Source organism: Bradyrhizobium sp. CCBAU 25338 (genome assembly GCF_028128965.1).
GTDB classification, from domain to species: Bacteria; Pseudomonadota; Alphaproteobacteria; order Rhizobiales; family Xanthobacteraceae; genus Bradyrhizobium; species Bradyrhizobium liaoningense.
In genome coordinates this window covers 471,593-493,392 of the sequence record NZ_LFKY01000041.1, presented here as the reverse complement: position 1 = coordinate 493,392, position 21,800 = coordinate 471,593, and the positions used below count along the sequence as shown (strand labels likewise).

At 63.7% G+C, this 21,800-nt stretch carries 24 protein-coding genes; 19 read left to right on the top strand and 5 right to left on the bottom strand.

Annotation, left to right across the window (positions count from 1 at the left end; translation table 11 throughout):
- Positions 1-27: 27 nt before the first annotated feature.
- A complete protein-coding gene (locus ACM42_RS29345; RefSeq protein WP_271531102.1) occupies positions 28-507 on the bottom strand; it encodes a MarR family winged helix-turn-helix transcriptional regulator in 480 nt (159 codons plus the stop codon).
- A 513-nt stretch (positions 508-1,020) separates the two neighbouring features.
- Between ACM42_RS29345 and ACM42_RS29340 the strand changes: the two genes are divergently transcribed.
- Positions 1,021-2,559 (top strand): porin, encoded by a 1,539-nt coding sequence (locus ACM42_RS29340; RefSeq protein WP_271531101.1) that lies wholly within the window; start codon positions 1,021-1,023, stop codon positions 2,557-2,559.
- A gap of 1,105 nt (positions 2,560-3,664) precedes the next feature.
- Here the strand turns inward: ACM42_RS29340 and ACM42_RS29335 are convergent.
- The 4 genes from ACM42_RS29335 to ACM42_RS29320 form a co-directional block, all read right to left on the bottom strand.
- Complete coding sequence (locus tag ACM42_RS29335; RefSeq protein WP_271531100.1) at positions 3,665-4,300, bottom strand: MarR family winged helix-turn-helix transcriptional regulator; 636 nt, start codon at positions 4,298-4,300, stop codon at positions 3,665-3,667.
- A gap of 824 nt (positions 4,301-5,124) precedes the next feature.
- Positions 5,125-6,450 (bottom strand): flagellar protein export ATPase FliI, encoded by a 1,326-nt coding sequence (gene fliI, locus ACM42_RS29330; protein WP_271531099.1) that lies wholly within the window; start codon positions 6,448-6,450, stop codon positions 5,125-5,127.
- 42 nt (positions 6,451-6,492) lie between these two features.
- Positions 6,493-7,221, bottom strand: a complete 729-nt coding sequence (gene flgF, locus ACM42_RS29325; protein ID WP_271531098.1) for a flagellar basal-body rod protein FlgF — start codon at positions 7,219-7,221, stop codon at positions 6,493-6,495.
- A 3-nt stretch (positions 7,222-7,224) separates the two neighbouring features.
- A complete protein-coding gene (locus ACM42_RS29320) occupies positions 7,225-8,013 on the bottom strand; it encodes a DUF1217 domain-containing protein (RefSeq protein WP_271531097.1) in 789 nt (262 codons plus the stop codon).
- Positions 8,014-8,155: 142 nt separating this feature from the next.
- Between ACM42_RS29320 and motA the strand changes: the two genes are divergently transcribed.
- The 18 genes from motA (at position 8,156) to ACM42_RS29230 (ending at position 21,664) form a co-directional block, all read left to right on the top strand.
- Positions 8,156-9,052: a flagellar motor stator protein MotA gene (gene motA, locus ACM42_RS29315; RefSeq protein ID WP_271531096.1), complete on the top strand. Its 897-nt coding sequence runs from the start codon at positions 8,156-8,158 to the stop codon at positions 9,050-9,052.
- Positions 9,049-9,990, top strand: coding sequence for a flagellar motor switch protein FliM (locus ACM42_RS29310; protein ID WP_271531095.1), 942 nt, complete (start codon positions 9,049-9,051; stop codon positions 9,988-9,990). Before motA ends, ACM42_RS29310 begins: the two co-directional genes overlap by 4 nt.
- The gene (locus ACM42_RS29305) at positions 9,971-10,285 is read left to right on the top strand and encodes a hypothetical protein (protein ID WP_124162968.1); all 315 of its coding nucleotides are present in this window, start codon (positions 9,971-9,973) and stop codon (positions 10,283-10,285) included. The genes ACM42_RS29310 and ACM42_RS29305 overlap by 20 nt, the downstream gene beginning before the upstream one ends.
- A 76-nt stretch (positions 10,286-10,361) precedes the next feature.
- On the top strand, positions 10,362-10,736 hold the full coding sequence (gene fliN, locus ACM42_RS29300) for a flagellar motor switch protein FliN (protein ID WP_271531094.1): 375 nt from the start codon (positions 10,362-10,364) through the stop codon (positions 10,734-10,736).
- 2 nt (positions 10,737-10,738) lie between these two features.
- On the top strand, positions 10,739-11,779 hold the full coding sequence (locus tag ACM42_RS29295; RefSeq protein WP_035670173.1) for a flagellar motor switch protein FliG: 1,041 nt from the start codon (positions 10,739-10,741) through the stop codon (positions 11,777-11,779).
- Between the two features lie 13 nt (positions 11,780-11,792).
- Positions 11,793-12,878: a flagellar biosynthesis protein FlhB gene (flhB, locus tag ACM42_RS29290; protein ID WP_271531093.1), complete on the top strand. Its 1,086-nt coding sequence runs from the start codon at positions 11,793-11,795 to the stop codon at positions 12,876-12,878.
- A gap of 65 nt (positions 12,879-12,943) precedes the next feature.
- Complete coding sequence (flgB, locus tag ACM42_RS29285; protein ID WP_271531092.1) at positions 12,944-13,345, top strand: flagellar basal body rod protein FlgB; 402 nt, start codon at positions 12,944-12,946, stop codon at positions 13,343-13,345.
- An 11-nt stretch (positions 13,346-13,356) separates the two neighbouring features.
- A complete protein-coding gene (gene flgC, locus ACM42_RS29280) occupies positions 13,357-13,773 on the top strand; it encodes a flagellar basal body rod protein FlgC (RefSeq protein ID WP_035670180.1) in 417 nt (138 codons plus the stop codon).
- 2 nt (positions 13,774-13,775) lie between these two features.
- The gene (locus ACM42_RS29275; protein ID WP_271531091.1) at positions 13,776-14,105 is read left to right on the top strand and encodes a flagellar hook-basal body complex protein FliE; all 330 of its coding nucleotides are present in this window, start codon (positions 13,776-13,778) and stop codon (positions 14,103-14,105) included.
- A gap of 18 nt (positions 14,106-14,123) precedes the next feature.
- Entirely contained in the window at positions 14,124-14,912 is a 789-nt protein-coding gene (flgG, locus tag ACM42_RS29270; RefSeq protein ID WP_035670189.1) for a flagellar basal-body rod protein FlgG, read from the top strand.
- A gap of 13 nt (positions 14,913-14,925) precedes the next feature.
- Positions 14,926-15,402, top strand: coding sequence for a flagellar basal body P-ring formation chaperone FlgA (gene flgA / locus ACM42_RS29265; protein ID WP_081494926.1), 477 nt, complete (start codon positions 14,926-14,928; stop codon positions 15,400-15,402).
- On the top strand, positions 15,399-16,529 hold the full coding sequence (flgI, locus tag ACM42_RS29260) for a flagellar basal body P-ring protein FlgI (RefSeq protein WP_271531090.1): 1,131 nt from the start codon (positions 15,399-15,401) through the stop codon (positions 16,527-16,529). Before flgA ends, flgI begins: the two co-directional genes overlap by 4 nt.
- 67 nt (positions 16,530-16,596) lie before the next feature.
- Positions 16,597-17,367 carry a MotE family protein gene (locus tag ACM42_RS29255; RefSeq protein ID WP_271531089.1) on the top strand — a complete coding sequence of 257 codons (771 nt, stop codon included), beginning with the start codon at positions 16,597-16,599 and terminating at the stop codon, positions 17,365-17,367.
- The gene (gene flgH / locus ACM42_RS29250) at positions 17,368-18,075 is read left to right on the top strand and encodes a flagellar basal body L-ring protein FlgH (protein ID WP_271531088.1); all 708 of its coding nucleotides are present in this window, start codon (positions 17,368-17,370) and stop codon (positions 18,073-18,075) included.
- A gap of 42 nt (positions 18,076-18,117) precedes the next feature.
- Entirely contained in the window at positions 18,118-18,561 is a 444-nt protein-coding gene (locus tag ACM42_RS29245; RefSeq protein ID WP_271531087.1) for a flagellar basal body-associated FliL family protein, read from the top strand.
- Positions 18,558-19,298: a flagellar type III secretion system pore protein FliP gene (gene fliP, locus ACM42_RS29240; RefSeq protein ID WP_271531086.1), complete on the top strand. Its 741-nt coding sequence runs from the start codon at positions 18,558-18,560 to the stop codon at positions 19,296-19,298. The genes ACM42_RS29245 and fliP overlap by 4 nt, the downstream gene beginning before the upstream one ends.
- 265 nt (positions 19,299-19,563) lie before the next feature.
- Positions 19,564-20,472, top strand: coding sequence for a flagellin N-terminal helical domain-containing protein (locus ACM42_RS29235; protein WP_271531085.1), 909 nt, complete (start codon positions 19,564-19,566; stop codon positions 20,470-20,472).
- Positions 20,473-20,749: 277 nt separating this feature from the next.
- Positions 20,750-21,664: a flagellin N-terminal helical domain-containing protein gene (locus ACM42_RS29230; RefSeq protein ID WP_035670210.1), complete on the top strand. Its 915-nt coding sequence runs from the start codon at positions 20,750-20,752 to the stop codon at positions 21,662-21,664.
- The last annotated feature ends 136 nt before the right edge of the window (positions 21,665-21,800 follow it).

The window sequence follows — 21,800 nt, the reverse complement described above, 5'->3', positions numbered from 1 at the left end:
CGTCATTCTGCCCCAGGCATCAACGGATCACGAAACGTCGATGGCCAGCAATCGCGCAGCCAGTCGGGCGTTCTTGGCGATCCTTGCGAGTGCGACGTTCAGATCAGCCAAGGTCTTCTCGTCGAGCTCGTTGAACATGGTGGAATTCAAGGCGAGCTTTCTCTTGGACAGTTTTTCGATTTCCGTTGTCGCCTTTGCCGTGAGCGACATCAGGACGAAACGCGCATCCTCCGCTCCGGGCCGCCGCGATATGAAGCCGCTCTTTTCGAGGTTCTTGGTCTGGTTGGTCACAAAGGCCGGATGGACCCGTAACTTATTTGCGATGTCGATTCCGGCGACGCCGCGACCATCGTCCAGTTCAGTTATTGCCATCAAGATCAGCCACTGCGGCTCGGTTATGCCCAGCAGTTCGGCCCAACTGGTGTGGATGTCCTCCAGCTGGGAGTGGATTTCGACCACGTTCCAGATGAAGTCCGTAATCGCTCTGTCGAGTTTCTTCTCGATCATGTCGGTTCGCGGTTTCGTTCGAAGGGAGCAGAGCAGATCTTGTAACGGCATATTTCGTTGATGTCTCGATGATCGCGCGCAGCCTCGGCCCGTGGGCATTGCATGGAGGCAACGAACTGGTCGTTTTTTAATTGCAAAAAACAATTGACGAAGTTATTTAGTCTGTACTCGATATTTGCTGCTCTTGACCATCAACGGACAGCGATGCGAGACCTCCAAGGAAGCCCTCAGGATGCCCCCTGAGGGCTTTTCTGTGCGCTATTGTGCTGCGTTTCTGCTTGTATCGTCTTCCTGTTGCCCACGGGCAACAGCTTCTTCAGAACATACGATTCACGAAATTAATGAATTGGAGTGATTGTTTTTATAAACTATATGTGATCCCGCGACGGAGGGGGCGCCTCACTGTCGTTTCAGTCCGGACCTTCGGTGCGGACCTGAACTGAACGGAAATTGAAGAGGGCAACGCGGCGTCCACCGAGGCGCCGAGCCCCCGGAACCGACTTGGAGGTACTAATGAAGTTGACGAAGACGCTCTTTCTCGGCTCGGCCGCCGGCCTGATGGCTGTCTCCGGGGCACTCGCAGCCGATCTCCCCGTAAAGGCCAAGGCGATCGAATACGTGAAGATCTGCTCGCTGTACGGCGCCGGATATTACTACATCCCGGGCTCTGACACCTGCATCAAGCTGGGTGGTTACCTGCGCGCTGAAGTCGCGCTGGGCACCAACAGCGTCTACGGCGCTGCGAACGGCGCCACCGCTGGTTCCCACAATCGCCTGAGCAACTATTACACCGCGCGCGCTCGTCAAGACCTCAACATCGATACGCGCACCGCGACCGAGTACGGCGTGGTCCGCACCTTCTTCGATGCAACGTTCTCCTGGACCACGGGGAACTACACCGGTCAGGGCTCCGCGACTGGCGCGACTGGCTACTCCGCCACCACCTCCGGTACGTCGACCGTCAATCCAACGGACGGCGGCACCTCAGGCGGTTCGGTGGGTGTGTATTACGCCTTCATCCAGTTCGCCGGCTTCACGATGGGTAAGGCCGTGTCGCAGTTCGACGCGCCCTGGACCAACTATCCCGGCAACAACTTCGACGGTCTCGTCGGCGGCAGCGGCACGGTCACCGGTGTCTTGCAGGGCTCCTACACCGCCGATTTCGGTCAGGGTGTGACGGCCTCGTTCTCGGTGGAAGACGCGACAGCCTACTATCAGGCCGGCAATCTGAACATGTCGGGTGCGAGCGTCGCCGGCATCGTGGGCGGCTCGTATGGCAGCAACGACGTTGGCGGCTCGCGTTCGCCGAACCTCGTTGGTCAGGTGCGGGTCGACCAAGCCTGGGGTCTGTTCCAGGCGTCTGTTGCAGCCAAGGACAACCACGTCGCCTATTACGGCGCCACCGAGGCCACCGGGCACCCCGACGATAAGTGGGGTTGGGCGATTCAGCTCGCTCTGTCGATCAAGAACATCCCGACCGGCGCGGGGGATACGATCAACATTTCGGGCGTCTACACCGATGGCGCGACCCGCTACAATTTCCAGAACCTCGCGGGCAGCTCCTACTCGATGTATGGCAGCTCGAGCAGCTCGTACGGAAGCGTCGGTTTCGCCAATGCTCCTGACACGGTCTTCGTCACGGGCAGTCAGCAGGAGAGCGTCAAGACATGGGGCTTCCGTGGCGCGTACACCCACAACTGGAATCCGAACTGGAACACCGCGCTGTACGGTGCGTATGCCGGGGCTCGTTTCGGCACGCTGGCTAAGAACTACGTCTGCGGTGGCGGCGGTTACGCTGGTGTCATGAACGTCGCCGGCGTTACGTCCTGCAATCCGGACTTCAATGTCGCCCAATTGGGTGTGATCACCCGCTGGACGCCGGTGAAGAACCTGACCTTCTCGGCCGACCTCACGTGGACCCATCTCGACCAGAAGTATGCAGGCACGGTCACGGTCACGCCGGCAGCCAGCTACGGCAAACCGACAGCAACCTACGAGCTGAAGGATCAGAACAGCCTGACCATGCTCCTCCGCGCTCAGCGCAACTGGTAAGATCCGTCGAAGCAATTCGAGGAGCACCCGGCGGGAAACCGCCGGGTGCTTTTCATTGTGCAGCCCTGCGGACAACTGCGTCTGCAGGCTGCATGGAGCAAAGCGCCTTTAGGACCGTCGCACCGGTGGCAAGACGCCGGACTACGGTTGGAGGCTGCAATCTCCCAAATTGCCCGACCGGGCAAAACACCCCGCGGGGCTGTCAAGCGGGCTGTGCGAAAATATTCCGCTTTACCGAAATTCTGATTTATCGTATGTGTCGTCCATCCCGGGTCATCCTTGAGGGGCGATCATGAGGTCGTCATTGTCGCGAGCCGGGCTTGCGGTGGACGCGGCAGCGTCGTGCACGAGAGTCAGGGCAGGGCGGATTGCTCTCCGTGAGCCCGAAACCGCGTGCGGACGAGCGGCGCTGTCAGGTTCGTCTCGCCTGTAAGTTTCCAGCGCCGTCGACAGGGCTGGGAAAACTGCGGCGAAATGGCGGGCCGCGCGTACGGCACAACCGTGTGGTCCTGGCCGTCGTTGCTACGGTCAAGCTCTTGCGGAGGCGGCAGTCGCGTCAACCGGCGCGGCGCCGGCGACTTTCGCGGGGTGAGGGAGGCCAGAACGAACTCGGCTCCCGGGAGAGCACGGCATAAGCCGTCCGACCATCGCGCAGGGAAGGCCGAGTGATTGGCTCCACCTGTATGCTGCTGTGCGGTCTCTTTGCGCTACATTTTCGCGCAGCAGACCGCGGGTGCGAGGTCAGCACCCGGTCTTCCCTGCGCCCTCCTGGCTCAAGAGGGTGAGCGACGAAGCAAAGCTCGGGCGAATTCAGCCGCGAGGATGCCAAGCCGTGTCTGCCAGTCGAAATGCGTGTTGGGACTGCGATGGCGCCGTGTGCTCCGCAATTGCGAGTTGGGACCAGCCTTGAGGAGTAGACGCGCGCTGAATGAAACGTTGGAATCCCTCCAGGGAAACACATCGGATTGGCTTCGCTGCGCTCGCAATGCCGACGTGCTCGCGGGAGGGACAGGTGCGCGTCTCGAAGAGATTTTTCCGCTGCGAGACCTTCCGCAAGACTTGGGTCTCATCCCAGGCTGGTGTGGCTGCGGTCGAGTCGTCCGCCTCACCCCCGGCTCGCCACGCGCGCGGGGTCGAGATGCTGCTCGATCTTGGGGCGGTCGCGCGTGCGCTCGAAACTGGTGCAGAGCAGCTCGGTCTCTTCGAGCGAGACCGGCGCACGATACAGCCGGCACATGAATTCGGCGGTTGCACGTCCCTTGCCGGTGCCCGGACCGCGCTCTGCGAGAAACATGCAGTCCCGGCAGATACTGGCATTGAGCCGCTGATGGGCTGCATCGAGGTGATTGAGGATCTCGCGGAGAGAGTCGCGCAACCTGATGCACTCGTCGGTCCCGAGCGAAGTGACCGCATTCACCACGTGATTGATCGGGTCGTGCTGGCTCAGGCATTTCTCGCCCTGGGCGGTGACGTGCAGGACGACAGAACGCTTGTCCTCATGCGACGGCTTTCGCACCAGAAAGGACTTGCTCTCCAGAGTCTTCACGATCTGCGATGCAGTCGCCCGGGTGGCGCCGATGAAGCCGGCCAGCGCGGACGGGGTGCGCGAAAATCTGTTGGCGCGGCCGAGAAAGCGCAGCGCCATCCACTCCCGATCGCGCAATCCATGCTGATCGCCTTCGAAATACCAAGCCCTCGCCGCCTGAACCAGCAGCTCGACGGCTTCCCGCGCCAATGGCATGGATCTACCTCGTCCCCGGAACTTTGTCTGCGGCGTCCCGGAGCCGCTCTGCGCCCTGAGTGTCCGACGAGCCTGTCGTGCCGAGCTCTCGTTCAAAGGCACGGACCGCAACGCGCCGCACCTTGGCCGTTGCGGAACGCATCGTCCGGAACGAGAGGCTGCGTCGATGGCATGCCAGCAGCGTCGTCGTCGCGCGGGAGCCCGGGTTGCCGTCACCGGCAGACGGTGGATCGGAGTGGTTCAACCGAAGCCCCCAAAGTTCAAGTCACAGGCAGACGTTTCTTATACTCGAGCGAAACGATGAATGAGCTTCTCAACAAAATCAAGTCAAGACGCTCGCGCAGACTGGATGTCGTCGTAAGCGGCTGCAACGTTCAAGACAATCGCGTTCTTCGGGACACATGATGGTGAACGCAATACGCTGCCTGACGAGCAACATGCGCTCGACTTTGCGAGGGGCTGATTGCACGGCATGTTGCTGTCTGTCGTCGACGCAAACTGACCGAAGCTTGTGCACGACGATGATGTGTGTCGGCACGCCATCCACAACTTGTGCGTTCCGGCGGAGAATGCCCCAAGGGAACTCACAGGAATTGCACGTGACGGTTGTCGTCGCCGTGTTCGCAGAATCGTCGCGCGCGATCGCCTGCGCCGCGGCGGGGCGTTGTGCTCACCCGAATGGTGACGCGCTCGTGACGGAAATCGGTGATGGATCCGGGTACGCATGCGCCGGCAGCGTAACGCCATGCGCAATATCCTGTCGAAAACCTCGCGCAGAATGGGCGGCAGACGCCTCTCATACGCCGCCTCACCCTCTCCATCCGCTAATCGCCCTTGAGCATGTCCCGGAGCTCGCGGAATGGATCGGCGCTCGGCGGAGCCGAAGCGCCTTGCCGCATCGCGTTGTAGATTCTCGGAACCATGTCGACCGCCTGATCGAGACCCGAATCACGTCCCGACTGATATCCGCCCATCAAGCGAAGGTCGCGCGTGTCCTCGTATTGCGCGATCATGGCGCGCAGCTTGCTCACCAGCTCGCGCTCCTCGGGGTCCCAGACGTTATGGGCGAGGCGTGAGACCGACGCCAGAACGTCGACGGCCGGATAGCGCGCCTGGTCGGCGATGTGCCTGGAGAGCACGATGTGCCCATCAAGTGTGCTGCGGATGGTGTCGGCGATCGGCTCGTTGTGATCGTCGCCGTCGACCAGCACGGAGAAAATCCCGGTAATCGTGCCGGATCCCTCCTCGCCTGGACCGGCGCGCTCGAGCAGACGCGGCAAATCGGTGAAGACCGTCGGCGCGTAGCCGCGCGCGACCGCGGGCTCCCCGGCGGCGAGCGCGACCTCGCGGGCGGCATGGGCGAAACGGGTGATCGAATCGACCATGAGCAGGACCGATTCGCCCCGATCACGGAAATATTCGGCGACGGCCATGGCCGTCTTCGGCGCCAGCCGCCGCATCATCGGGCTTTCGTCTCCCGTCGACACGATGGTGACGGCGCGGTGACGGTCGGTGCCCAGCACGTCCTCGATGAACTCGCGCACCTCGCGGCCGCGCTCGCCGACCAGGGCCAGCACGACGGTGTCGAAACCCTGGCTGCGGGCGAGCATCGCAAGCAGCGTCGATTTGCCGACGCCGGAGCCGGCGAAGATGCCGACGCGCTGGCCGGCGCAGATCGGCGCGAACAGGTCGATGACGCGCACGCCGGTGCGCAGCGGCTTGTGCACGCGTGCGCGCTTCATGGCCGACGGCGCCTCCGCCTCCGCCGAGACCGCCTGGGGACCCTGGGTGAGGGGGCCCTGTCCGTCCAGCGGTGCGCCGAGGGCGTTGATGACGCGGCCCTTCCAGCTCGGATCGGGCGCGAAGGACAGCGGCGGCATCCGGTAGGCGACCGAGCCGAGCCCGCCGGCAAATTGCCGGTCGAACGGCTTGGCAACGATGCCGTCGCTGTCGATCCGCACCACCTCCCCGATCTGGCGCTTTCCGGCCGAATTGACGCCGATGAGCTCGCCGAGCCTGACGAAGCGCGACAGGCCGGAAACGCGGAAATGCGTCGGCGCGATCTCGGAGATCGCGCCGCTGATGCTTGCCAGGGGAGTGCTCTGCTGAAGCTCCAGCAGCGCCCACTCGAGTTGCCGAAGAGCGTTCAAGGAAACCGTCCAACCTCAATCTCAACGCGCCCGAGGCGCGGTCTACTTGCCGGGTTCGCCGAGTGTCCGGATCGCATTCTGGAGCGAGCTCTCGGTGCCCTCGATCATCGAATTGGTGCCGTCGAAGGCGCGCGAGGCCGAGATCAGCCGCGTCAATTCGAGCATTGGATTGGCGCCGGAGCCCTCGACATAGCCCTGCTTGAAGCCGTCCCGGGAGAAATCGGCGATGGCGATCGCTGGCCGGTCGGGCGTCACGCCGGAATTGCCGTAGCGTTCGAGATTGGCGTCGGGCGGAATGTTGAACAGGCCGATTGTGCCGATCTCGTTGTTGTCCTGGGTGATCGCGCCGCTGCGCGCGATCGAGATCGGTCCGCCGTTCGGGTCGAGCGTGATCTGCGCGCCGCCGGAATCGACGACGGGGAAACCGCTCACGGTCTGAAGGTCGCCGTTGGGAGCGATCTGGAGGCGGCCGTCGCGCGTGTAGACCGTGCCGTTCGGACCGGCGAAGGCGATCCAGCCCTGTCCGACCACGGCGACGTCGAGCGGGTTGCCGCTCTCGGTGATGCTGCCCATCTCGCGGGAGATGATGTTGTCGCCGGGCGAGGAGAACGCCACCGGGGTCGGTCCCGCCTTGGACAGCACGGTCTCGAACTTCACAACGTCGGTGCGGAACGCCGCCGTGTTGACGTTGGCGACGTTGTTGGCGATCGTCTGGAGACGCTTTTCGAGCGCGACCTGCGCCGACAATCCCACATAGAGAGCCGATTGCATGGCCTACCTGTTGAACTTGATGTTCTGAAGTGTCGTGAGCATGTTGGTATCCATGCTGATCGACGTCGACGCGCCGGCGATCAGGACCAGCGCGGGGTTGGTCGAGGGATCGTTCTGGGCCTGGGTCGCGTCCCACATCGCCGCGAAGCGCTGCACGAACTTGGTGACCTTGGCCGGATCCTGGAAGTCGGTGAGATCGATCTTGCTCGCGATCAGCTTGGCCTGCGCGTCGATGTCGGCCGAGCTGATCGTCGACGGCAGGCCGAGCGCGGTCTGAACCACCTGCGTCAACGCCTTGTCGGCGAGGATCTGGTAGGGGGTCGTGACCGTGGAAGCCTTGCGGGTGAAATACAGCGCCAGGCGCAAGCCTTCGTTCTGATTGCCGGCCTTCTCCTCCATCGTCTGGGTGACGTATTGGGTCGCAGTGCCGGTCGTGGCTGCGGTGGCCTGGGTTGCCTTGTCGCCGAGGGCAGCGAAATTGAAGGCGGTCGCGAATTGCCGGTAGCGGGTGTCGGTCAGCTTGTTGGCGAAGGCGTCCTTGCTCGCAACGCCCTCGGTCAGCACCTTGCGCATGAACGCCTTGGCATAGGTCATGTCGCTGAGGCCGTAGGCCTTCATCGCGTAGGAATAGAGACGATAGTCCTTCAGGAAATCGTCGATGGTCTTCACGTTGCCGATATGGCTGAGGAAATAGTCGGTCTCGCGGCTGACGTCAGGCTGCTGTGCGACCTGCGTCAGCGACTTGCCCATGTCCTTGGTCAGTCGGGTGTAGTCCGCGATGGTGGATAGCATGACGCGCGCCCCTCTGGCCGCTGTTGCGGCTTCGCCTCAAACTGCCGCGAATTGCTTGCGCGAGGCTGGCGACGAAGAAGCCAGCCTCGCGCAAGCGTGGCCGACTAGATATTCCCGATGGGATCGGCGATGGAGCGGCGCGTTGGGCAGTTTCGTGGGGATTTTCATCACGGTAGCGGCACTGCTCGGCGGCTTTGCAGCCATGGGCGGGCATCTGGCCGTGCTCATGCAGCCGTGGGAATTCGTGATCATCATGGGTACCGCGGTCGGCACCTTTATCGTGGCCAATCCCTGGAAGACGGTCGTGGACACCGGTGTTGCCTGCATGCAGGCCATCACCGGCGCGGTGCCGGGGCAGCGCTATTATCTCGACCTGCTCGGGGCCCTGCATGCCCTGATGCGTGAGCTGCGGGGCAAGGGCCGCAACGAGGTCGAGGCGCATATCGACGATCCCTCGTCCTCCGAGATCTTCAAGGCGTTTCCGAGCGTGCTCGGCGATCCTTCGCTGCTCCAGTTCATCTGCGACTACGTCCGCCTCATCATCATGGGAAATGCGCGCACGCACGAGATCGAGGCGCTGATGGACGAGGAGATCCACACCATCGTGAAGAGCAAGCTGACCCCCTACAATGCGCTGGTGGTGGTTTCCGAAGCGCTGCCGGCGCTCGGCATCGTCGCGGCGGTGCTCGGCGTCATCAAGGCCATGGGCGCGCTCGACCAGTCGCCGAAGCTGCTGGGCGGCTTCATCGGTGCCGCGCTCGTCGGCACCTTTGCCGGCATATTCCTGTCCTACGGCATCATTTCGCCCTTCGCGCTGAAGATCAAGATGACGCGCGAGAAGCGCTGCCGGCCCTACATCATCGTCAAGCAGACGCTGCTGGCGTTCATGAACGGCGCCATGCCGCAGATCGCCGTCGAGCACGGCCGCAAGATGATCGCGAGCACAGAGCGGCCGTCGATCGACGTCGTCGAGAACGAGACCATCGCAGGTCCCAAGCCGGTCGTGGCCGAGGCCGAACCCAAGGCGGCGCGCGCATGATGATGGAAGACGCCGAAGTCGATCAGCGCAAGCAGCTGCCGAACTATTTGCTGGACGCCGCCGGCATATCGATCGATCGTATGCCGATGCTCAATGTGATCTTCGATCGCATGGCGGCATCGTGCACCGACAGTCTCCAGCCGATGGCTGGAACCCCCTGCTATTTCTCGGTCAACGGCATTACCAACGACCGCGTCGGCGACATCATCAAGGACTACGAGGCCAACGCGGTGGCGGCGGTGCTGTATGCTGAGCAGTGGGACTCCCGCGTCATCATCATGCTCGACCGTGACTTCGTGTTCACGATGGTCGAGGCGATGTTCGGCTCCGACGGCGCCGAGCCGCCGCTCGACGTCGAGCGCGCGTTCTCGAACATCGAGCTCCGCCTGGTGCAGGCACTGTTCGAGCGGTTTGCCAAGGCGCTGCAATCCGCCTTCGCCGGCACTTCGAACGTCACCTTTCGCGTGGAGCGGGTCGAGACGGCGATGGCTTCGCTGGCGATCGGGCGAAGCGGCAACATGTCGATCTGCGCGAACATCATGCTGCAGGCGCTCTACCGCGGCGGCCAGATGTTCCTCATCATCCCGCACTCCGCGCTCAATCCGCTCCGGCAGAAGCTTGCTCATGTCGTGGTCAGCGACGGTCGCGCGGCCGACCCACGCTGGCGCGAGCAGATGGAGAGCGAGGTCCACCGGACCGAGGTGACGCTCAGCGCGGTGCTCGACGAGAAGACGGTGTCTCTCGGCGACGTCGTGAAGTTCCAGGTCGGGCAGGTGCTCGAGCTCGAGGCCACGCCGCGCACGCTGGCCCGTCTCGAAAGCAACAATCAGGTGCTGTTCTGGTGTCAGATCGGCCAGCTTGACGGCTATTACGCCATGCAGGTGGCAGATCCGGTCGACCAGAAGCGGGAGTTCGTCGATGATATCCTATCTCGTTGATGTGGTGCTGCTGATCGCGCTCGCCTTCACCAGCATGCGGGTGACAAGGATGCACCGCGAGCTGGCGCGGCTACGCAGCTATCAGGGCGAATTCTCGACCATCGTGCACGAGACGGCGGGCGCCTTCGACACGGTCATCACGGCGGCGCACGATTCCACCGCAAATCTCGGACGGCTCGCCAACGTGCTGAGCACGAAGATCGATCAGGCCCACGAGGCGATCGCGGCGCTCGATGCCAGAAGCGGCCTCGCACCCGCCGCGACCGCAGGCGGCGCCGACTTGAACAAGCATTGAAGCCGAAGCCGGCAGGACGACTACGATCGGAACGCCACGGCGCTCCGGCAGCGGAAATACCAAGAGGCGATACCAGATGGCGCAATCCTTCGACTATGAATCTGCACCCGCATCGGCAGAGGCCGAACCGTCTCCCCTCGAGCGGCTGGCGGAGATCGCCCAGCGCACGGCCGAGGAGACCGGCAAGTTCGCCAATATCGACGCCATCCTGCGGATTCCCGTCACGATGCAAGTGGTGCTCGGCTCGGCGACCATTCCGGTGGCGAACTTGATGAAGCTCGGTCGCGGCGCGGTGGTTCCGCTCGATCACCGGGTCGGAGAGCCAGTCGACGTCGTCGTCAACGGCCGCATCGTCGCCCGCGGCGAGGTGGTCGTCGTCGAAGAGGACAATTCCCGCTTCGGCGTCTCGCTCACGGAGATTGTTGGTCCGCTGGGTCAGGGTGATACCTGATCATGGCGGCACCTGTCGGCATCGCGCCAGCCAAGCAGCGAGGTGTTACCACGCTGGGCGGCACGGAAAAGGTTGCCGCGCTCCTGCTGGCGATGGGCCGGCAGGCGGCGGCAAGCGTGCTGCAGCAGTTCGAGCCGCAGGAGATCCGCATCGTCACCAAGGCGGCGGCGGAGCTGCGGCCGATCACCGCGCAGGAGCTCGAGGGAATCGTCGAGGAGTTCGCCCAGCAGTTCTCGATGGGCGCGAACATCCTCGGCACCCTCGGTGGCCTGGAAGCCGTGCTCGGCGACGTGCTTCCGGCCGACCAGGTCTCGCAGATCATGTCGGATCTGCTCGGCAATTCGAGCCGGTCGGTGTGGGACCGCGTCTCGTCGGTGTCTGAGAACTCGCTCGCGAGCTATCTGTCCAAGGAGCATCCGCAGACGGCGGCGCTGATCCTGTCCAAGGTCAAGCCAGCCTGCGCCGCCAAGGTGATGAGCCAGCTGCCCTCGAGCCTGCGCAACGAGCTGATGCGGCGCGTTCTGAGCCTCAAGCCGATCGTCGACGACGCCATGCGTATCATCGAGAAGACGCTGCACGAGGACCTGACGCTGAACTTCGCCCGCAACCTCGGTGCTGATACCTACGCCCGCGTCGCCGACATCATCAACAAGATGGAACGCGGTCATATCGAGGACATGCTGAAGAGCCTGTCGGAGAAGCGACCGAAGTCGGCCGAAGTGCTGAAGGAACTGCTGTTCACCTTCGACGATGTGGTCAACCTGACACCGAAGGCGCGCACCATGATCTTCGACCAGGTGCCGACCGATCGCATCGTCGTCGCGCTGAAGGGCACCGACAAGCATTTCCGCGAGCTGATCCTGTCCTCGGTCGCCTCGCGCGTCCGCCGCGTCGTCGAGCACGAGCTCGCCATCGGCGAGCCGTCGAACCAGCGCGACGTGCTGGAGGCGCGACGCGTGATCACCGATCTTGCGCTCGAGCTGGCGGAGAAGGGCGAAATCGAGCTCAACCCCGAGCAGGAGGATGAGCTGGTCTTCCGCTGACCGCTGAACGGGCATGGCAGAAACATCCGATCCGGAGAGCAAGACAGAAGAGCCGACCGAGAAGAAAGTCCGTGATGCGCTCGAGCAGGGCAAGATTCCGGTCTCTCGGGAGGCCTCTATATTCGCCTCGATGGCCGCGCTGATGGTGATCCAGGCCTTCCTGATCGGCCAGGGCGTGCAGCAATTGACGCCGACGCTGAAGAGCCTCCTCGACGATCCCGAGGGCTTCCCGCTCAGCACGGGCGCAGACGCGCAGAACCTGCTCACCGTGGTCGGACTCCAGGCGCTCCGGTTCCTGGTGCCGTTGGTCGTCATCCTGGTGGTGTTCGGGCTCGCCGCCTCGCTGCTGCAAAACGCCCCGCGCGTGGTGCTCGAGCGCATCAAGCCGGACTTGAACCGGATCTCCCCGATCAGCGGCTGGAGCCGGTTGTTCGGGACGCAGGGCCTGATCGAGTTCGCCAAGTCGCTGTTCAAGCTTGGCGCGGTGAGCGCCGTCGTCGCCTTCGTGCTGCGCTCGTCCGAAGCGAGGGCGTTCGAGGCGATGTACACCGATCCGGTCGCGCTGCCGGAGATGATTCTCAACATCGCGATGCGGATCGTCTCGGCGATCTGCATCGCGACCATCGTCCTGGTGGCGATCGATCTCGCCTGGGCGCGCTTTCACTGGCGGCGCGAGCTGCGCATGACGAAGCAGGAGATCAAGGACGAGCACAAGCAGGCGGAAGGCGATCCGCTGATCAAGGCGCGGCTGCGCTCGCTGGCGCGCGACCGTTCGCGCCAGCGGATGATCGCCTCGGCCTCGCGCGCGACGCTGGTGATCGCGAACCCGACGCATTTCGCGATCGCGCTGCGCTACAAGCGCGAGGAAAATGCCGCGCCGCTCGTCGTGGCCAAGGGCATGGACGTGATCGCGCTGAAGATCCGCGAGGTTGCCGAGCAGAATCGAATCCCCGTCATCGAGAACAAGGCGCTGGCGCGCGCGCTCTACGAGGCGGTCCAGGTCGATCAGGTGATTCCGGCCGAATTCTTCCGACCCGTCGCCGAGATCATCTACTTCCTCCAATCCAAGCAGACGCCGCGGCCGGAGAAGGTCCAGTAGAATTTCGGAGGATGGCGTCTGCCTCATCAGCCTGACGAAAGCTTGACTCCCTAAGCTTCCCTCGAATGGACCAGAATGGGGCTGTCGTGGGACCGCTTTATCTCTTCGAACTCGCATCGTCGCAGGCGCGGTACCTCGAACTCCGCCAGTCGACCATCGCCACGAATGTCGCCAACGCCAACACGCCGGGCTTTCGGGCGCGCGACGTCGAGCCGTTCAACAAGGTGCTCGACGGCATGCCGGTCAGGCTTGCGACGACGTCGCCGTCGCACATGCAATTGTCCGCCACCGATTCCGACACGCGGGCGACCGCGAAGAAGGACAGCTGGGAGGTGGTTCACTCCGGCAACTCCGTCAGTCTCGAGCAGGAAATGATCAAGGGTAGCGACGTCAATCGCGACTATTCGATGAACTCGGCGATCGTGCGGTCGTTCCACCGCATGGTTCTGTCGAGCGCAAAAGCCTGAGGTGAACTGACATGCTGGACTCACTGCAAGCTTCGTTGACGGTCGCGAGCTCCGGGCTCGAAGCGCAGTCGACGCGCATGCGCATCGTCTCGGAGAATCTCGCGAACGCCACCTCGACCGGGCGCATTGCCGGCGCCGATCCGTATCAGCGCAAGACCATCACCTTCGATGCCGCGATGGACCGAGCCTCGGGCGCGCAGCTCGCGAAGGTCAAGGAGATCGGGGTCGACACCACGCCGTATCGCGTGGAGTACGATCCGGGACATCCCGCTGCCGACAAGGCCGGCTACGTCAAGCTGCCGAACGTCAACATGATGATCGAAATGGCCGACATGCGGGAAGTCAACCGGTCCTATGAAGCCAATCTTCAGGTCGTGAAGCAGGTGAGATCCATGCTCGGCATGACCATCGATCTTCTGAGGAGCTGACAATGCTTGAGGCGATTTCATCCACGGCGATATCCGCTGGCCAGGCGGCTAGCCGCGCCACCGAGACGCAGGCGATCTCGCCCGCGGCGACCACGGCGATCCAGACCGGTGACGACGTCGGCTTCGAATCCGTGATGAAGCAGGTGACGACCGACGCGATCGGGACGCTGAAGGCGGGCGAGGCGGCGTCGATCTCGGCGATGCAGGGCAAGGAATCGACGCGTCGCGTCGTGGAGGCGTTGATGTCGGCCGAGCAGGCCCTGCAGACGGCGGTCGCGGTTCGCGACAAGGTCGTGCAGGCCTACCAAGAAGTCGTTCGGATGTCGATCTGACCTGAAGGAATGAAATAAGTGAAATCGCTCGCCATTGCGGCCACGGGCATGAACGCCCAGCAGACCAACATCGAAGTCATCGCGAACAACATCGCCAACATCAACTCGACCTCGTACAAGCGGGCGCGCGCGGAGTTCACCGATCTGTTCTACCAGATGGACCGCATGCAGGGCGTCGCGAACGTCAACGGCTCCTCGCCGATCCCGGAAGGTGCCAATCTCGGCCTCGGCGTCAAGTCGGCGGCGATCCGCAAGCTGCACATCCAGGGCGCGCTGACCCAGACCGGCAACCCCTACGACCTCGCGATCAACGGTCGCGGCTGGTTTCAGGTGCTCGGCCCCAACAACGAGGTGCAATACACCCGCGCGGGCTCGTTCAATACCAATGCGAACGCTCAGCTCGTCACGATCGACGGCTATCTCCTGGATCCCGCGATCACCGTGCCGCAGGGGACGGTCGAGGTCACGGTCAACGCCACCGGCCAGGTGTTCGCCAAGCTGGATACGGAAGTGAACCCGCGGCAGATCGGTCAGCTCAACCTCGCCAACTTCGCCAATGAAGCGGGCCTGGAGCCGCTGGGCGGAAATCTCTATCGCGAGACCACGGCGTCCGGCACGCCGGTCGTCGGGCTGCCCGGCGACGCCGGTTACGGCAAGATCAACCAGAAATGGCTCGAAGCCTCCAACGTCGATCCGGTCAAGGAAATCACCGAATTGATCTCGGCGCAGCGCGCCTACGAAATGAATGCCAAGGTCATCCAGGCCTCGGATGAAATGGCCCAGACGGTCTCGAAGGGCATGCGCTAGTTCCGGTGTCTCGATGTTGAACAGGGTGGGCCTGATCATGCGCGGGTTGGCCGCCGTGCTGCTGGTTCTCGTCGCGGCGCGCGGCGCTGCGGCCGAGGAGAAGCGGCTTCCCGTGCCGGCCGTCTCGATCCGCGCCGGCGAGCTGATCCGGGAGGAGATGATCACCGAACGCGCCTTCGCGCCGAGTCTGCTCGGCGTCGCCATGTTCATCGAGGGCCGTCAGGTCCTGGTCGGCCGCATGGCGCGGCGCGCTCTGTTTCCGGGCCAGCCCATTCCGACCAATGCGGTGGAAGACCCCTGGACCGTCGCCCGCGGCGCCACGGTCAAGGTCGTGGTCGAAGACAGCGGCCTGTCCATCGTCACCTACGGTTCGGCGATGCAGTCGGGTGCGGCCGGCGCACTCATTCCGGTACGCAATACGGATACCGGGGTGATCATCAGGGGCGTCGTCCAGCCGGACGGCACCGTCAAGGTCGTGGACGGGTCATGACAAGACTCCTGCTTGCGCTCGTCCTGCTCATGTCGGTCGTCAGCGCCCAGGCGGCCGTCCGCGTCAAGGACATCGCGGACATCAAGGGTTTGCGCGAAAACCAGATCGTCGGTTACGGCCTCGTCATCGGCCTGAATGGCACCGGCGACACGCTTCGCAACGCGCCGTTCACGGAACAGTCCCTGCAATCGATGCTCGAGAACATGGGCATCAACGTCAGGAACGAGACCACGAGCACCAACAACCCCCCGCGTCCGACGACGCTACGCACGCGCAACGTCGCGGCGGTGATGGTAACCGCGGACCTGCCGCCATCGATCGGGCCCGGCGAGCGCATGGACGTGACCGTGTCGTCGCTCGGCGATGCCACGTCGCTGCTCGGAGGCACGCTGGTCATGACGGCGCTGCGCGCCGCGGACGGCGCCGTTTACGCGGTGGCGCAGGGCGCGATCACGGTCGCCGGCTACAGCGTCGGAGGCCAGGCGCAGAACGTCAGCCAGGGTACGCCGACGGCCGGGCGCATCCCGAACGGTGCGCTGGTCGAGCGCGAGGTGCAGGGGAGTCTCCGCGAGATGGAGTTCCTGGTGCTGGAGCTGAAGAACCCCGACTTCGTCACCGCGACGCGCATCCTCGACGCCATCAACCGATACGCCGGCGGACGCTACCGCGCGCAGATCGCCTTCGAGCGCGACTACCGCACCATCGTGCTGTCGAAGCCGCGTCACATCGGCCCTGTCCGTTTCCTGGCCGAGATCGGCGAACTGACGGTCGAGCCGGACACACCGGCGCGGGTCGTGATCAACGAGCGCACCGGCACGGTCGTGATCGGGCGCGACGTGCGGATATCGACCGTTGCTGTGACCCACGGCAATCTGACGGTTCGTGTCACGGAGATGCCGGTCGTTTCGCAGCCGGCGCCGTTCTCGCGAGGGCAGACGGTGGTCGTCCCGCAGACGGTGGTCGAGGCCAACGAGGCGGGAGCGCAGGTGGCGATCCTGAGCGGGGTCGATCTCCAGCGCCTGGTGCGCGGGCTGAACCAGATCGGCCTGAAGCCATCGGGGATCATCGCGATCCTCCAGGCGATCAAGACGGCAGGCGCGCTCCAGGCCGACGTCATCGTGCAATGATGCATAAGCGTCGTGCAAGCTTGGTCGCTCAATGCTCAAGTCTCGACCGAGAATCGCACGCGGCCCGATGCTGAAGCTGGATCACAAAGCCAAACTCCTCCTGCTGGCCGCGGCCTCAATGCTCGCGAGCGCATCGCCCGTGCTGGCGCTGGACGAGGCCAGGCCGTCGAAGCCGCTCAACCTGCTCTCCTTCGCGCGCGCCCGCGCGGCGGGACCGCAGAAGCCGCAGGTGCCGGCCGCCCCGAATTCCGGCGAGAGTGCTTCGATCCGGGCGACGGCATGGGCGGCCGAAGAGTCGGGACCCGCGGTCACCGGGGCGATGCCGGCTTCCGAGACCCCGGCACCCGCGCCTGCGCCCGCACCGGTCCGTCCGGCCAGGCCCGGCAGCGTCACGGCGCCGCCGAAGCCTGCGCCGCCGCAGGCTGCGCCGGCCCCGGACAACGAAATCGCCCTGTTCTGCAGCAACGTCGCCGATCCCGCCGTCGACGCAAGGCTGGCCTGGCAGCTCAAGGAGCTGGAGAAGGCCGAGAGCCTGCTGCGCGAGCGCATTGCCGAAGTCGAGGCCAAGCGCGCCGAATACGAGAAGTGGATGGTGCTGCGCGACGACTTCCTGAAGAAGGCTGAAGCGAGCGTTGTCGAGATCTATTCGCGCATGAAGCCCGAAGCTGCGGCGACCCAGATCGCCGGCATGACCGACGAGACCGCCGCCGCCGTGCTCGCCAAGCTCAGCCCGAGGAGCTCGAGCGCGATCTTCAATGAGATGGATACGGCTCGCGCGGCCCATCTCGCCGACCTGCTCGGCGGCATGCGTCGCGTGGATGACGGAAAGACCAAATAGATGAACAAGCCGATCCTCGTCCCTTCGCTCCTGCTGGCGTCCATGGCCCTGGCGGGATGCTATCATGATCCGGCCGAAGTCCTGACCGGTCCGCAAATGTCGCCTGTCGGCAGCGGCCTGAGGATGCAGGCCGATCCGATCCCGGTGACGCCGCGCATGCGCACGCCTGTCAGCTATCGCTCGACCTGGGACGACGGCACCGATCTCTACCGCGATCCCCGCGCCCGGCGCACCGGTGACGTCGTGACGGTGATCATCTCGATGCAGGACAAGGCCAAGCTCGACAACAAGACGGGCCGTTCCCGCGATTCCCAGGTCAAGTTCGGGCTCGACTGGCTGATGGACGTCGCAGGCTGGAGCGACACGGGCCAGGCCAACGCCAACCTCAGCACCAATACCCAGATCAAGGGCAACGGCCAGATCGATCGCACCGAGGACATCAAGCTGTCGATCGCGGCCATCGTCACCGACGTGCTGCCGAACGGCAACATGATGATCAGCGGCTCGCAGGAATTTCGCGTCAACACGGAGATGCGCGTGCTCAACGTCGGCGGCATCGTACGTCCGCGCGATATCTCGCGAACCAACACGATCTCCTACGACAAGATCGCTGAGGCGCGCGTGTCCTATGGCGGGCGCGGCAATCTGTCGGACGTGCAGCAGCCTGGATGGGGACACCGTATCTATGACGCCGTGGCACCATTCTGAGGCTTGCGCCGGCCGGGTCGCGTCACGATGGCAGGGGACGTTATGCGCCTGATTGCCGCCATCGTCGTGCTGACCTTGATCGCGATCGGCGCGGGCGCCGTTGCCGGCCTGCATCTGATCGCGACCGCCGAGCGCGTTGCCGATGCGAAGAAGAGCGCCACGCCGCCGCCGATCGCCTCGAGCTACGCCGGCAGCGCGCGGCTCAGGAAACTGTCTCCGATCGTGACCAATCTCGCCGCGCCGACCAACAACTGGGCGCGCATCGAAGCCTCCATGGTGACCGACAGCATGAGCGACGAGGATGCCGGCATTCTGGCCGCACATATCAGCGAGGACATCGTGACCTATCTGCGGTCGGCGACGGTTGCGCAGTTCGAGGGATCGCGCGGACTCCAGCATCTGCGTGACGACCTGACCGAGCGCGCCAACATCCGCTCGTCGGGCAAGGTCCGAGAATTGATCATCGAGACGCTGGTGATCCAGTGAGAGTGAAAGTCCTGCTGATCGCGTTGGTTCTGGTCGTGCTGCCCGAAGCGGCGCTGGCCCAGATTCCGGACCTGAATTCCCTGTTGCCGCCGGGAAACGGCTCGACCAGCGGCCGGATCATCCAGCTGATGGCGTTGATCACGGTGCTGTCGGTGGCGCCGGGGCTGCTCATCATGGTGACGAGCTTCACGCGATTTGCGGTGGCGTTGTCGTTCCTGCGCGCCGGTCTCGGCCTCCAGACCACGCCTGCCAACCTCGTACTGATCAGTCTCGCATTGTTCATGACCTTCTACGTCATGGCGCCGACCTTCGACAGGGCCTGGGAGACCGGCGTCCAGCCGCTGATGAAGAACGAGATCTCGGAAGAGCAAGCCTATCTCAAGATCACCGACCCGTTCCGCGAGTTCATGCTGGCCCATGTCCGCGACAAGGATCTCCAGACCTTCGAAGCGCTCGCCGCGGAGAGCTTCCGCAAGAAGTTCGACGACAAGCGCGTCGATTTGCGCGTCATCATCCCGGCCTTCATGATCTCCGAGCTCAGGCGCTCGTTCGAGATCGGATTCCTCATCATCCTGCCGTTCCTGGTGATCGACATGATCGTGGCGACGCTGACCATGTCGATGGGCATGATGATGATGCCGCCCACGATCCTCGCGCTGCCGTTCAAGATGCTGTTCTTCGTGCTGATCGACGGCTGGAACCTGCTGGCCTCCGGACTGGTGCGCTCGTTCTCGTAAGAGCCGATATCGCTGACCGGCTGGATATGGTTAAGCGATAGGCGCTGGTTATGGTTAGCGGTGGGTAATGTTAACCATATGATTTTACAGCGAAATTCTATCTGACCTTAATCTGGAGGCAAGATTCGGCGTGCTAGCAATGCGGCACGGCGGGTTGGACCCCACCCACATCAGTCCAAAGGCATGATGCCGTCCCTCCGTACCGGTGAAAGCCCGGTATGTCCCCTCGTGAAAATGTATCGCGTACAAAAAAGGGACATTCGCAATGTCAAGCCTGCTTACGAACTCGACTGCCATGACCGCACTCCAGACCCTGCGGTCTGTGAGTTCGCAACTCTCCACCACCCAGAACCGGATCTCCACCGGCCAGCGCGTCGCCACCGCTTCGGACAACGCCGCCTACTGGTCGATCGCGACGTCGATGCGCGCCGACAACGCCGCGCTCTCCGCCGTCTCGGACTCGCTCGGCCTGTCGGCCGCGACCGTGGATACGCAGTATACCGCTCTGAGCACGGTCATCGGCGACAAGGACTCCGGTCTGACCAAGCTGCAGTCGCTGCTGGTCCAGGCCAAGACCGCCGGTATCGACCGCACCAAGATCCAGGCGGACATCACCCAGATCCAGCAGCAGATGAAGAGCACGGCCGATGCCGCGACCTTCAACGGCGTCAACTGGCTGAGCACGACGACCGGAACCACACCGACGAGCTTCAGCCTCGTGTCGTCGTACTCTCGCGTCGGCGGCACGCCCACGACCGGTTCCATCACCGTGACGACCGCCGACTACACGCTCTATTCCAGCACGCAGACCGGCATTCTGGACACCGTGAGCGGCAGTGCGTCGGTCAACACCATCAACATCTCCGCGCTGACGGACTCGGCGGCTGACCAGACCACGCTCGACGGCTACATCGCGCAGGTCACGACCGCCATCAACTCGGTGGCCGCATCCGCTGCCAATCTCGGTGCGGTCAAGAACCGTATCTCGACCAACACGCAGTTCGTGAAATCGCTGATGGACTCGGTTGATCGTGGTGTCGGCCAGCTCGTCGACGCGGACATGAATGCGGAATCCACCCGCCTGGCCGCCCTTCAGGTCCAGCAGCAGCTCGGCGTTCAGGCGCTTTCGATCGCCAACAACAGCAGCCAGAGCATCCTGTCGCTGTTCCGCTAAGATCCAAGTCATCGGAGGAGGGCCGCGCTTCTCGCGAAGCGCGGCCCTTTCGTTTGGCGTGACGCCATGCGCACGCCGTCATTTCGGCTCCCTGTTGCAGCTGGAGCACAGAGCCACAAGCCTCGCACAAGCTTCGCTCGCTAACCTCGCCGTTACGACAGATTGGGCCTTGAACCCGCGTTTTGCGGGAAGCCCAAAGGCATGACGCCGCCCTGTCGTACCGGTGCAAGCCCGGTATGTCCCCTAAGCTCGATTCAATCTTCAAAGGGACATCAAAATGGGTTCTAGTCTCCTCACCAACTCCTCCGCCATGACCGCGCTCCAGACCCTGCGGTCTGTCAGCGCGCAACTCGCCACCACGCAGAACCGGATCTCCACCGGCCAGCGCGTGGCCACCGCTTCGGACAACGCCGCCTACTGGTCGATCGCGACGTCGATGCGCTCCGACAACGCCGCGCTGTCCGCCGTTTCCGACTCGCTCGGTCTGTCGGCCGCGACCGTCGACACCGAATACACCGCTCTGACCTCGGTGATCGGCGACAAGGAATCCGGCCTGACCAAGCTGCAGGCGCTGCTGGTCGAAGCCAAGACCGCGGGTATCGACCGCACCAAGATCCAGGCCGACATCACCCAGATCCAGCAGGATATGAAGCTCAAGGCCAATTCGGCCACCTTCAACGGCATCAACTGGCTGAGCACGACGACCGGTACCACCCCGACGAGCTTCAATCTCGTATCGTCGTATTCGCGTGTCGGCGGCACGCCCACCATCGGCTCCATCACCGTGACGACCGCCAACTACACGCTCTACTCCACCACGCAGACCGGCATTCTGGACACGGTGAGCGGCAGCGCGTCCGTCGACACGATCAACATCTCCGCGCTGACCGACTCGGCGGCTGACCAGACCACGCTCGATGGTTACATCGCGCAGGTCACCGCTGCGATCAACTCGGTGAGCTCGGCCGCTGCTGATCTCGGTGCGGTCAAGAACCGCATCTCGACCAACTCGGAGTTCGTGAAGACCCTGATGGACTCCGTGGACCGCGGTGTCGGCCAGCTCGTGGACGCCGACATGAACGCGGAATCGACCCGCCTCCAGGCTCTGCAGACCCAGCAGCAGCTCGGCGTCCAGGCGCTCTCGATCGCCAACCAGAACAGCCAGAGCATCCTGTCGCTGTTCCGCGGCTAAGCGGCGCTTTCGAAACGACCGTGCTCCCTCAGGGGGCACGGTCCCCGCCATGATCGGCGGATGCGACGGCGAACGACACGCCGGCATCGACCTTCCGACGCCAGACTTCATGCAATACGCCGCAGCCGATGGCGCT